This is a genomic window from Rahnella ecdela, from assembly GCF_019049625.1.
GTDB lineage: Bacteria > Pseudomonadota > Gammaproteobacteria > Enterobacterales > Enterobacteriaceae > Rahnella > Rahnella ecdela.
Genome location: NZ_JAFMOY010000127.1, coordinates 164,021 through 176,789, shown reverse-complemented (window position 1 = coordinate 176,789; position 12,769 = coordinate 164,021). Strand labels below are relative to the sequence as shown.

Annotated in this window: 13 protein-coding genes; 1 reads left to right on the top strand and 12 read right to left on the bottom strand. The window is 52.2% G+C overall.

What is annotated here, in order from left to right; translation table 11 throughout:
• Nucleotides 1–66 precede the first annotated feature (66 nt).
• Nucleotides 67–1,299, top strand: coding sequence for a peptidase T (gene pepT / locus J1784_RS14520; RefSeq protein ID WP_217149821.1), 1,233 nt, complete (start codon nt 67–69; stop codon nt 1,297–1,299).
• Between the two features lie 69 nt (nt 1,300–1,368).
• On the opposite strand, the gene hisP is transcribed toward pepT, so the two are convergent.
• The 12 genes from hisP to truA form a co-directional block, all read right to left on the bottom strand.
• Nucleotides 1,369–2,142, bottom strand: coding sequence for a histidine ABC transporter ATP-binding protein HisP (gene hisP, locus J1784_RS14515; protein ID WP_015696439.1), 774 nt, complete (start codon nt 2,140–2,142; stop codon nt 1,369–1,371).
• Between the two features lie 27 nt (nt 2,143–2,169).
• Nucleotides 2,170–2,883 (bottom strand): ABC transporter permease, encoded by a 714-nt coding sequence (locus J1784_RS14510; protein ID WP_217149820.1) that lies wholly within the window; start codon nt 2,881–2,883, stop codon nt 2,170–2,172.
• A complete protein-coding gene (locus tag J1784_RS14505; protein WP_217149819.1) occupies nt 2,880–3,566 on the bottom strand; it encodes a histidine ABC transporter permease HisQ in 687 nt (228 codons plus the stop codon). Before J1784_RS14505 ends, J1784_RS14510 begins: the two co-directional genes overlap by 4 nt.
• A 106-nt stretch (nt 3,567–3,672) precedes the next feature.
• On the bottom strand, nt 3,673–4,455 hold the full coding sequence (locus J1784_RS14500) for a lysine/arginine/ornithine ABC transporter substrate-binding protein (RefSeq protein ID WP_217149818.1): 783 nt from the start codon (nt 4,453–4,455) through the stop codon (nt 3,673–3,675).
• 322 nt (nt 4,456–4,777) lie between these two features.
• Nucleotides 4,778–5,350, bottom strand: coding sequence for a UbiX family flavin prenyltransferase (locus J1784_RS14495; protein WP_217149817.1), 573 nt, complete (start codon nt 5,348–5,350; stop codon nt 4,778–4,780).
• A 127-nt stretch (nt 5,351–5,477) separates the two neighbouring features.
• On the bottom strand, nt 5,478–6,995 hold the full coding sequence (gene purF, locus J1784_RS14490) for an amidophosphoribosyltransferase (RefSeq protein ID WP_217149816.1): 1,518 nt from the start codon (nt 6,993–6,995) through the stop codon (nt 5,478–5,480).
• 30 nt (nt 6,996–7,025) lie between these two features.
• Nucleotides 7,026–7,517 carry a colicin V production protein gene (gene cvpA, locus J1784_RS14485; protein WP_112288114.1) on the bottom strand — a complete coding sequence of 164 codons (492 nt, stop codon included), beginning with the start codon at nt 7,515–7,517 and terminating at the stop codon, nt 7,026–7,028.
• A gap of 263 nt (nt 7,518–7,780) precedes the next feature.
• Nucleotides 7,781–8,572: a cell division protein DedD gene (dedD, locus tag J1784_RS14480; protein WP_217149815.1), complete on the bottom strand. Its 792-nt coding sequence runs from the start codon at nt 8,570–8,572 to the stop codon at nt 7,781–7,783.
• Nucleotides 8,562–9,848 carry a bifunctional tetrahydrofolate synthase/dihydrofolate synthase gene (folC, locus tag J1784_RS14475; RefSeq protein ID WP_217149814.1) on the bottom strand — a complete coding sequence of 429 codons (1,287 nt, stop codon included), beginning with the start codon at nt 9,846–9,848 and terminating at the stop codon, nt 8,562–8,564. Before folC ends, dedD begins: the two co-directional genes overlap by 11 nt.
• A gap of 183 nt (nt 9,849–10,031) precedes the next feature.
• Entirely contained in the window at nt 10,032–10,946 is a 915-nt protein-coding gene (accD, locus tag J1784_RS14470; RefSeq protein WP_112287107.1) for an acetyl-CoA carboxylase, carboxyltransferase subunit beta, read from the bottom strand.
• Nucleotides 10,947–11,209: 263 nt separating this feature from the next.
• The gene (locus tag J1784_RS14465; RefSeq protein ID WP_217149861.1) at nt 11,210–11,878 is read right to left on the bottom strand and encodes a DedA family protein; all 669 of its coding nucleotides are present in this window, start codon (nt 11,876–11,878) and stop codon (nt 11,210–11,212) included.
• A gap of 60 nt (nt 11,879–11,938) precedes the next feature.
• The gene (gene truA / locus J1784_RS14460; RefSeq protein WP_217149813.1) at nt 11,939–12,769 is read right to left on the bottom strand and encodes a tRNA pseudouridine(38-40) synthase TruA; all 831 of its coding nucleotides are present in this window, start codon (nt 12,767–12,769) and stop codon (nt 11,939–11,941) included.

Sequence of the window (12,769 nt, the reverse complement as noted above, 5' to 3'; positions counted from 1 at the left end):
TAATACTTTGTTATATATGAAAATCTTATAACAAGGAACAATATTTGCGCACATTCAGAGGTCAAGATGTCGACAACAATTGCAAAACAGCTTACCGAACGTTTCTACCGCTATCTCTCCGTGACATCACAAAGTGATGCCAGCGCGACCACTTTGCCAAGCACGCCGGGTCAGCATGATATGGCGCGTTTACTGGCAGAAGAATTGCATCAGCTGGGTCTGGAAAACATTCAGATCGACGAACATGCGACCGTCACCGCCGTAAAAACCGGCACCAAACAAGGCGGCCCGCGCATCGGTTTCATCACGCATATTGATACCGTGGATGTCGGCCTGCGTCCGGATATCCACCCGCAGACGTTGCGTTTTACCGGCGATGATGTGTGCCTGAATATTGAAAAGGATATCTGGCTGCGCCCTGCCGAACGCCCAGAAATCCTGCCTTATAAAGGCGAAGACATTATTTTCAGCGACGGCACCAGCGTGCTCGGTGCGGATAATAAAGCGGCGGTGACTGTCGTGATGACGTTGCTGGAAAATCTGACCGCTGAGCAGGAATATGGCGATATCCTGGTGGCGTTTGTGCCGGATGAAGAAATCGGCCTGCGCGGCGCGAAAGCGTTGGATCTCGCGCGTTTCGATGTTGATTTCGCTTACACCATCGACTGCTGTGAACTGGGGGAAGTGGTGTATGAAAACTTCAACGCGGCGGCGGCGGAAATTACTTTTACCGGCGTGACGGCGCACCCGATGTCGGCCAAAGGCGTGCTGGTGAATCCCCTGCTGATGGCGCAGGATTTCATCAATCATTTTGACCGCGCAGAAACGCCTGAAAATACCGAGGGTCGCGAAGGTTATGTCTGGTTCAACGGCATGAGCGCTTCGCAGCAAGGCGCAGAACTGAAAGCTTCCATCCGTGATTTCGACAGCGCAAGTTTTGCGGCGCGTAAGCAGAAAATTCAGGATGTGGCGAAAGAGATTGCCGAGCAGTATCCGGCGGCGAAAGTGTCTGTGGAAATCAGCGACACCTACAGCAATATCAGCAGCGCCATCGGTGAAGATCGCCGGGCGATTGATCTTATCTTTGCAGGTCTGAAAGAGATTGGCGTGGATCCAAAAGTGATCCCGATGCGCGGTGGCACCGACGGTGCAGCGCTTTCAGCCAAAGGATTACTGACGCCGAACTACTTCACAGGGGCGCATAATTTCCATTCGAAATTCGAGTTCCTGCCGGTGAATTCATTTGTGAAATCCTACGAACTGACCGTACAGCTGTGCCTGCTGGCAGCGAAAGGTTGATTTGTTTCAGGTAAAACCCACACCCCATCCCAGCCTTCCCCTCGTGAGAGGGGAAGGCGCGTACAGATGTTACTTCAGCGCACCTGAAAGGAACTGTTGCAGACGGGCACTTTTCGGGTTGCCGAACACCTCGGAAGGATCACCTTGCTCTTCAATCACGCCCTGATGCAGGAAAATAACGTGGCTGGAGACATGACGGGCAAACTCCATTTCGTGCGTCACCACCACCATCGTTTTCCCCTCTTCTGCCAGCTTTTGCATGATACGCAATACTTCGCCGACCAGTTCAGGATCGAGCGCAGAGGTCGGTTCATCAAACAGCAGCACTTCAGGCTCCATCGCCAGCGCGCGGGCAATAGACACACGTTGTTGCTGACCGCCTGACAAATTCACCGGATATTTTCCCTGTGCGCGGGCGTCGATACCCACTTTGTCGAGATACTTCACCGCACGTTCGCGCGCTTCGGCTTTGCTCAGTCCCAGCACCTGCACCGGCGCTTCCATGACGTTTTCCAGCACCGTCATGTGGCTCCACAGGTTGAAATGCTGAAAGACCATTGTCAGTTTGGTACGCAGCAGTTGCAGCTGCTTTTTATCAAACACTTTCAGTTGCCCGTCGGTGTCGCGCACCATACGGATATCCTGATTATTGACGCTGATCGAACCTTCGCTTGGTTTCTCAAGGAAGTTAATACAGCGCAGGAAGGTACTTTTCCCGGAACCTGACGAACCGATAATACTGATCACATCACCCGCATTGGCTGACAACGAAACGCCTTTCAGCACCTCATGGTCGCCATAGCGCTTGTGGAGATCGAGAACCGCTAATTTGTTTTCTGGCATAAAGTTATTCCGCAAAAATAATTCTTATTAATGAGCTTGAGGCTTCACGTGAGCCAGCCAGCGTTTTTCCGCCTTGCGGAACAAACCAATCAGGACAAAAGAAACACAAAGATAAATTACTGCTGCAATCCCGAAAGCGTAAAACGGCTGATATGTCGCCGAGTTGATGTCACGGGCTATTTTCAGCACATCCGGCACGGTGGCAGTAAACGCCAGCGCGGTGGAGTGCAGCATCAGAATGACTTCATTACTGTATGCGGGCAGCGCCGTCCGTAATGCCGACGGCAAAATAATGCAGGTATACAGTTTAAAGCGTGAGAATCCGTAAGCATTGGCCGCTTCAATTTCACCGTGCGGAACGGAGCGGATCGCACCGGCAAAAATCTCAGTCGTGTACGCACAGGTATTGAGTGTCAGCGCCAGGATCGTACAGTTCAGCCCGCTGCGGAAGAAGGCATTGAGAAAATCTGTACCTCTGACGATTTCCAGACTGTACATCCCGGAATAAAACACCAGCAGTTGCACATACAGCGGTGTACCGCGGAAAACGTAGGTATAAAGCCAGATCGGATAACGCAGGAATTTGTTGGAAGAAACACGACCCACAGCCATCGGCACCGCCAGCAGTCCGCCTATCACGACGGAGCTTATCAGTAACCACAGGGTGATCGCCAGACCGGTAAAACGGTAGCCGTCGCTGTAGAGCAAGGACATACCGTACTGTTGTAAAATTTCGATCATAGATCAGCCCTCTTCACACCCAGCGAATAACGGCGATCAAGCCACACCAGCACGCCGTTCGACAGCGTGGTGAAAATCAGATAAACCACACCCGCCACTATCGCAAAATAGAACGGCTGATATGTGCCTTTGCCTGCAAGCTGCGTGGCTTTAACCACATCATTAAGGCCGAGCAATGACACCAGCGCGGTGGCTTTGAGAATAACCTGCCAGTTGTTGGCAATACCGGGCAGAGCAAAACGCATCATGGCCGGGAATAAAATTCGACGGAAAATTTGTGAGCCGCTGAACCCGAATGCGGTTGCCGCTTCGATTTGCCCGCGGGGAACGGCCATAAACGCCCCACGGAATGTCTCCGTGAAATAGGCACCATAAATAAAGCCCAGCGTAATGATACCGGCGCTCATCGGATCGATATCAATCTGCGACATGCCGATGGATTCGGTCAGGCTGTTGAGTGCAATCTGCAATCCGTAAAAAATTAATAACATCAATACCAGATCAGGTACGCCGCGGATAAGCGTGGTATAGCAACCAAAAAAACCAGAAACAATCCGGCTCTTCGACAGTTTCCCACCAGCCCCGATAAGCCCTATCACCAGCGCTAAAATAACTGACGAAATCGCCAGTTCCAGAGTCACCAACGTGCCCTGGATAATTACCTGGGAATACCCATACAGCATGGTTTTTTCCTGTCTTTAGTGGATCCCTGCGCAGGTAAAATGACAGCCCGCGTCAGAACCGCAGGGAGCGGCGAACCGCTCCCTTTGGCACATCTCACAGCGCGAATCAGCCGCCGTAAACGTCAAAGTCGAAGTATTTTTTCGCCAGTTTGTCGTAAGTTCCGTCTTTACGCATGCTGTCAAACGCCTTGTTCAGTGCATCTTTCAGGTCAGTTTCATTCTTACGCAGACCCATGCCGGTGCCTACGCCGAAGAATTTATCATCCTTCACAGACGGGCCCGCGAACGCATACTCTTTGCCCGCAGCCTGTTTCAGGAAGCCTTCGCTGCCTGCCACTTCATCCTGGAATGCGGCGTCCAGACGACCGGAAGCCAGATCCGCATAAATCAGATCCTGGTTCTGGTAAGCCACCACGTTGATGCCTTTTGGCTGCCACTGTGCGTTGGCATAGGCTTCCTGAGTGGAACCCTGCAACACGCCGACGTTTTTGCCTTTCAGTGCATCCAGAGTTGGCAGAATTTTAGAGCCTTTCGGTGCAATCAGACGGGCGTTAGCGGCATAGAGTTTTTCAGTAAAATCGATTTCCAGCTGACGTTTTTCAGTGATGGATAATGAGGAAATAATCGCATCAATTTTCTTGGCTTTCAGGGATGGGATCAGTGCATCGAAATCACTTTCAACATAAGTACATTTGATGGCTGCACGTTTACACATCTCGTTAGCCAGGTCGATATCAAAGCCAACCAGCTTACCGCTGGAGTCTTTTGATTCAAATGGGGCGTAAGTCGGATCAGTACCGATATTAATTGCTTTAGGCGCGGCAGCAAATGCACTACCTGCACTGGCTAAGACCAGAACCAGCGGAAGAACCTTGAACAACTTTTTCATACATTAGCCTCAGTGATTATTCATCTGTTGTGGTTGTGTGTGCGTGAATGAACGTCTTTTTATAGTTTGCTGAACAATGCAAATGGCTTTTTGCCAGATTTTCTCATGCACTTTTCGTGCCGTTTCTCTGCACAGCGATTTTCTGCTGTGCGAGACCGAAAACCGGTCAAAAAAGCATCGGGATAATGAAAGTTTTCAAAGGTCTGAAGGAAGAATAGCTGAAGGGGCGGCGAACACTGCACCTTAATGAATCAAATTGTGATCATTGTTGGTGCAATGTAACTGAACTGCGCGAAATGAGTGCGGATTGGGAGAAGAAAGATCAGCGACTGCCCTGCCATCGAACAAATAAGTCCTCAGGGAGCTCAATATCAAACTGATCAATCACCCGGTTTACGGTCTGATCGATAATATCTTCCACGGTCTGCGGGCGATGATAAAACGCCGGAACCGGCGGCATAATGATGGCTCCAAGCTCGGCGGCCTGCGTCATGAGGCGCAGATGCCCAAGATGCAGCGGCGTTTCACGCACGCACAGGACCAGACGACGGCGTTCTTTCAGCACCACGTCAGCAGCGCGGGTCAGCAGACCGTCGGTATAACTGTTCACGATGCCGGAAAGCGTTTTTATCGAACAGGGTAAAATCACCATCCCCGCCGTTTTAAAAGAGCCGGAAGAAATGCTGGCAGCAATATCGCGGGAATCATGTACCACATCTGCCAGTGCCTGAACGTCACGCAGCGTCAGATCCGTTTCCAGAGTCAGCGTCTGGCGGGCTGCATTGCTCATCACCAGATGGGTTTCGATGTCAGGCACGCTCTGCAAAACCTGCAAAAGTCTGACACCATAAATTGCGCCGCTGGCGCCTGAAATACCGACGATAAGCCGTTTCATGAACACTGCCTTAAAATGTTACCGGACCTGATGCTGCCAATACTGACATAAATCCGGACATAAAAAAACGCGCCCGCCCGGAGTTCACCGGAGGGGCGCGCTTTAGCGGATGTCAGCAACCGGCTAATCAGCCTTCGTTGTGCATCTCGAGGTTTTCCGCTTCCTGCTGGCCACGCAACGCCTGAGCGTCGTCGTTACGCAGGGCTTCGAGGTATTCCAGATAGTTCTGGTCAACGTCTTTGGTGACGTAAACACCGTCGAAAACTGAACATTCGAATTTCTCGATATCGGTATTGTCTTCTTTCACTGCGGCGATAAGGTCGCTCAGATCCTGGAAGATTAACGCATCAGCACCAATCATCTGATTGATTTCGCTGACTTCACGGCCATGTGCAATCAGTTCATTGGCACTTGGCATATCGATACCGTACACGTTAGGGAAACGAATTTCCGGCGCAGCAGACGCCAGGTAAACACGTCTCGCACCCGCTTCACGCGCCATCTCAACAATCTGCTGAGAGGTGGTACCGCGCACGATGGAGTCATCCACCAGCAGCACGTTTTTATCGCGGAATTCAGCACGGTTGGCATTCAGTTTACGGCGTACCGATTTACGACGTTCCTGCTGGCCCGGCATGATAAAGGTACGGCCCACGTAACGGTTTTTCACAAAACCCTGACGGTACGGTTTATTCAGAATACGGGCGATTTCCAGCGCGATATCGCAGGAGGTTTCCGGGATAGGGATCACCACGTCGATATCCAGATCTTCCCATTCACGGGCAATTTTCGCGCCCAGCTTTTCACCCATACGAACACGGGCGCTGTAGACGGAAATTTTGTCGATGAAGGAGTCAGGACGCGCGAAATACACGTACTCGAACAGGCACGGATTGTACTGAGGATTCTCAGCACACATGCGGGTATAGAGCTGGCCTTTTTCGGTGATATACACCGCTTCGCCCGGCGCGACGTCACGCAGGAACTCAAAACCTAAGGTATCGAGTGCCACACTTTCAGACGCCACCATGTACTCATTGCGGCCATCTTCCAGCGTGCGCTTACCAATAACCAGCGGACGGATACCGTGCGGGTCACGGAACGCCAGCATGCCGTGGCCGATAATCATCGCCACACACGCATATGCGCCACGGATTTTCAGGTTCACCGCGGCAACCGCAGCGAAAATGTTATCGGCTTCCAGCGGATAATGCTGAAAACGATCCAGTTCACTCGCCAGGATATTCAGCAGGATCTCAGAATCGGAAGTGGTATTCACATGGCGACGCTGGCCTTCGAACAGGTTGCTTCGTAATTCGTGAGCATTCGTCAGGTTACCGTTATGGGCAAGGGTGATGCCGAACGGAGAGTTGACGTAAAAAGGTTGAGCTTCTGAAGCGCTGGAACTGCCAGCCGTTGGGTAGCGCACATGGCCAATACCCATGTTGCCCTGTAAGCGTTGCATATGGCGGGCTTCGAAAACATCCTTCACCAGGCCATTCGCTTTCCGTAAACGGAAGTTATTATTGGCATCAATGGTGACGATGCCTGCGGCATCCTGCCCACGGTGTTGTAACACCGTTAACGCGTCATAAATCGACTGGTTTACCGGCATGAAACCGGCGATACCGACAATACCGCACATGTTGTCTTTTCCTCTTCAGCGCTGCCAGAACTAAATATGTTTTGGCAAGAAACTCGACGTGCTCTGCAGGTAGTCAAAGAACCACCTGATGATATAACTGAATTGTGGGATCAACTGGGATTGTTTCCAGTCTTCACTTTGTGAAAAACTGGTGAAGGTATCCAGGAAGAACAGCATCGCAGAGACAATTAGCACCCCGCGCAGTGCGCCGAAGCACACACCTAACACCCTGTCAGTGCCGGACAACCCGGTTTTTTCCACCAGCGAACTGATCACATAGTTGACAATTGCACCTACGATCAACGTCGCGATGAACAAGATGGCAATTGCGATCCCGTTTCGAACTAACTCATCTTCGAAACGCGTGAAGTAGATGGCGAGATAAGGGTAATAATGGCTGGCAACAAAGAAGGCACAAGCCCAGGTTACCAGCGATAAAGCCTCGCGAACAAAACCACGGATCAAACTGACTAAAGCAGAAAATCCGATAACCGCAATGATGACGTAATCAATCCAGACCATTAACTATTCCAGTGTCTAATCTAGTCGCGTCTACCCCGGCATCCAGTTCGCGGCGAATTCTAACAGAAAAAGAAAACGTTTGCGTAGGGGAAATCTGCCGGTCAGACAAATTAATAATAGCGATTAAAAAAACCTCAATCGCAGCATAAACCTATAAAAACCCAACCCGTGGATCTTATAGAAAAAGGGCACAAATCGCTTGTGCCCTCCTTGGTATTTTTATGTTTTATCAGCGCCCTCCCCTGCGAAAGGGAGGAATAAAATCAGTGAGCAGAATACGCCCGAACCTGACCGCCCAATCCGCTCAGCTGTTGCAACTGCGGGAGCGACGCTTCGAGTTTCTGCTTCGACGCATCAGGTCCGACGTACAGACGCGTAATCTGCCCCTGAACCGGCGTTGCTGGCACGGTATAGGCGCGGAAACCAGACAAACGCAGATTGGCCACAATCTCATTGGCTTTCGCCGCGTTTTTCAGCGCACCCAGTTGCACGACATACGACTGCCCTGCCGGTGCTTTTTCTTCCGCTGCCGGTTTAGGTTGCTCAACCGGTTTAGGCTGTTCAGCGACAGCTTTAGGTTGTTCAACGGGCTTCGGCTGCTCGACCGGTTTAGGTTTCACCGTCGGTTTGGCTTCCACCATCGGCTTAGGTTCAATCGTTTTAGGCTTCTGCTGCACAGGTTTGGCCGGAGCGGTCTGCACCGGTTTCTTCTGCTCAGGCATCGTCGTGACCGGTGGCGGTGATTCCACCGTGGTATTGCCCGGTGCCACGTTGCCATGTGTCGCGGCGTTGGTGTTGTTGGCAGAACTGTCAGTATTCTGGCCGCCGGTCATGGACTGATCTGCACCTTCCGGTGGCTGAGCAGGCAGCGATTGCGTGACCGGAGGCACCGAATCCTGTTCCTCTACATCACCCGGTTTTGGCACCAATGGGATCGACGCAAATTCGTCTTCGTAATGCTTTTTCTTGCCGTCGAGCAAACCGGGCAAAATGATGACGCCCAGCGCCACCAGAATGATGGTCCCGACCAGACGATTTTGAAACTTACTTGCCACTGGTTTTCCCCGTGTCTAGAGCATCCATTACGTGAGCTACGGTATGGAACGAACCGCAGACAATCACAATATCCTGAGGAGCCGCCTCCTGCATAGCCTGTTTCCAGGCAGACTCCACATCATCAAATGGGCGTGCCTGCGGTAAATGTACCGTCAGTTCGGCAACGCTGGCACCGCGCGGACCTTCCAGCGGCGCGCAATACCATTCATCGACCTGAGGCGACAGACAAGCCAGCGTACCGGCAATATCTTTGTCTTTCAACATTCCGACAACGGCGCGCACTTTGCCGCCATTACGCGGCTGTTCAGCCAGACGTCCGGCCAGATAAGCGGCGGCATGCGGGTTGTGCGCTACATCAAGTATAAGACGTGGCGATTCACACACCGTCTGGAAACGCCCCGGCAAAGCTGCGCGCTGTAACCCGCTACGCAGCGCGGCTTCAGGCACATTCAGACCGGAATAATGCAGGGCTGCCAGCGCGGTGGCTGCATTGGCCAGCGGCACATTAGGCAATGGCAATGCTTCAAGAACATTCACCTCTTTGCCCGCATCGAGCGCTGCCCAGCGCCAGTATCCTGCATCAGCAGAAAAATGCCAGTTCGCATCGCGGCGGTACAAATCAGACTGTTTTTCCTGTGCGACGTCGGCAATGGATTGCGGCATATCCGGCTCACCAACCACCGCAGGTTTGCCCGCACGGAAAATACCGGCCTTTTCACGGCCAATGCTTTCGCGGTCAGAACCCAGCCAGTCAGTGTGATCGAGGGCAATACTGGTGACAACAGACACGCTGGCATCAACAATATTAGTCGCATCCAGACGCCCGCCCAGCCCGACTTCGAGGATAACGACATCCAGCTTAGCGTGTTTAAACAGGTGCAGAGCCGACAACGTGCCGTATTCGAAATAGGTCAGCGAAATATCGCCCCGCCCGGCTTCGAGTACCGCAAAAGATTCGCAATGGGCAGATTCGGGCAACTCTTCGCCCTGAATACGCACGCGCTCGGTATAACGCACCAGATGCGGGGAACTGTAAACACCCACACGGTATCCGGCGGCCATCAGGACAGATTCCAGCGTCGCGCAGGTCGTACCTTTACCGTTGGTTCCGGCTACGGTGAAAATACGTGGCGCAGGGGTCAGTAAGTCGAGTTTTTCACCCACCGCTCTGACCCGGTCAAGGCCAAGCTCTATGGCCTGAGAATGGAGATGTTCGAGATAATAAAGCCACGTGGCCAAAGGCGACGTGGCTTGGGGAATAAGTTGATTTTGCATGAGTCCCGTTCAACCTTATCAGGTTCACTTCGACACTACATCACCAGACTGTGACAGCAGGCAATGCCCTCTTTGTCAGAATTCACCGACAGAGTAAAAGCACGGGCTGCCTGTTTTGCAGAAAACAGCGGGCGGCACAACATCAGAGGCCGCCCGACTAACTGACCGGCTTTTACCCTTCGATCAGGCGTCCTGGTTGTCAGCGGCAGAACCGTTGACAGGAACATGGACGTCAACCACGTTCGGCTCCGGTTGCCCGGTCAGTTTCGCCAGAACGCTGCCCAGTTTGGCGCGCATATCCGGACGACGTACGATCATATCAATCGCACCTTTTTCGATCAGGAACTCACTGCGCTGGAAGCCCGGCGGCAGTTTTTCACGTACGGTTTGCTCGATAACACGTGGACCGGCGAAACCGATCAGCGCTTTCGGCTCAGCGACGTTGATGTCGCCCAACATTGCCAGACTGGCAGAAACACCGCCCATAGTCGGGTCAGTCAGTACAGAAATGTACGGCAAGCCGCGTTCCTGTAATTTCGCCAATGCTGCACTGGTTTTCGCCATCTGCATCAGCGACATCAGCGCTTCCTGCATACGTGCGCCGCCACTGGCAGAGAAACAGACCAGCGGGCAGTTATCTTCCAGCGCCTGTTCGACGGCACGTACGAAACGCGCGCCCACAACAGAAGCCATTGAACCGCCCATGAAAGCAAATTCAAAAGACGCCACCACAATCGGCATACCGTAGAGGGTGCCTTTCATGACGATCAGTGCATCTTTTTCGTTGGTTTCTTTCTGAGCAGCCACCAGACGGTCTTTGTATTTCTTGGAATCTTTAAACTTCAGAACATCTTTAGGCTCAAGCTCGCTGCCTAATTCAACCTCACTACCCTCGTCCATGAAAGTGGACAGACGCATACGCGCGGTAAGACGCATATGGTGGTCGCACTTAGGGCACACCATGAGGTTGCGCTCAAGCTCGGCGCGGTAAAGAACCTGCCCGCAGCTGTCACATTTAGTCCAGACGCCCTCAGGAATGCTTGCCTTACGGGTTTGCGAGTCAGTGCTCTTACTAAGAATTCGTTCAATCCAGCTCATCGATAACCTTTCTGTTTGAACCCGGCCAAAGCCAGTCCGCTGTTCATGCTGTAACAAGTCCCCTGAAACCTACCCAAAATCGCCTGTGCGCAGGGTGATTAAAAACCTCACACATCGCGCCACAGAAGGGTTGTTCGCAGGAACAGACCATAAATTGTCGCTCATTAAACCATAACGGCCAGACACTGTGGATAAAAAACTGGTCTTACCCTCTGGTTTAATGTCTTAAATTTTAAAGCGCACGTACAAAAAAACGTCGGGAATTAATCCTGCTGACGCCTTTCTTTCGCCGCTGCGCGTTTGTGCCGCCAGATTTCAACCACACCAGGCAGGACTGAAACTACGATGATCGCGACGATCAGTAATTTCAGATTTTCCTGAACAATCGGCAGATCGCCGAAAATGTAGCCAGCATAGGTAAATAACAGAACCCAAACCAGCGCACCAATCACGTTATACGCAGCAAAATGGCGGTAGGACATATGCCCCATACCGGCCACGAATGGCGCAAACGTGCGGACGATCGGCACGAAGCGCGCAAGAATAATCGTTTTGCCGCCATGTTTCTCGTAAAACTTGTGCGTCTTATCTAAATAACTGCGACGGAAAATCTTAGAGTCCGGATTACTGAACAGACGTTCACCAAATACCCGTCCGATAGTGTAATTCACGGCGTCACCCACAATTGCCGCAACGGCCATCAGTGCGACCATCACGTGAACATTGAGATCATTGCTGGGTAATGCCGCCAGCGCCCCCGCCACAAACAACAGCGAATCCCCTGGCAGGAACGGCGTGACCACCAGACCCGTTTCGCAGAATAAAATCAGGAATAAAATCCCGTATACCCAGATGCCGTACTGCGCAACCAGTTCCGCTAAATGCACATCGATATGCAGAATGAAATCAATGACAAAGTGAATAAAGCCCATTAGATCCTCCACCTCTTCCTGGTCAAAAACGCTGTGTTAAGCAATCGTTAAAAATGTTCCCTAATCTTCCAGGAACAGTGGCCCCATATTCACCTGAGGTAATGCAAATTTCTCAGGATAATCAACAGACACCAGATACAAACCTTCAGGCTTGCCGGTCGCTGCGGCGAGATTACGGTCTTTCGCCGCCAGCAACTCTGCCATCCAGCCTACTGGCTGATTGCCTGCACCGATCTCAACCAGGCTGCCGACAATATTGCGCACCATATGATGGACAAAGGCGTTAGCTTTGATGTCCACCACCACATAATGACCATGACGGCTCACGTTGAGATGCATGACGTAACGCCACGGGGTCCGCGACTGACACTGCGATGCGCGAAAAGATGTGAAATCGTTTTCGCCCAGCAACGCCTGTCCGGCCAGCTGCATTTTTTCCACGTCCAGCGGCATATGCACATGGGTCACGCCGGTGTGCAAAATCGCTGAACGGTAGCGGTTATTGTAAATAACGTAACGATACCGGCGGGCCGTCGCGCTGAAACGTGCGTGAAAATCTTCACCCACGTTCGCACACCAGCGCACCGCAATATCTTTAGGCAGATGGGTATTTACGCCCATTGTCCACGCCGCATCTTTACGCAGAACCGGTGTATCAAAATGCACCACCTGTCCGGTGGCACTGACACCGGCGTCAGTCCGCCCGGCACACAGCACCACAATTGGCGAATTAGCTACGCGGCTCAGCGCTTTTTCCAGACATTCCTGCACACTGGCGGTGTCATTCTGACGCTGCCAGCCAGAATACGCGCTGCCATTATATTCAACGCCTAACGCCACACGTCCGGCGAGCGGAGCCGCACTGACGTCAGCGAACACTTCTTCGGACAT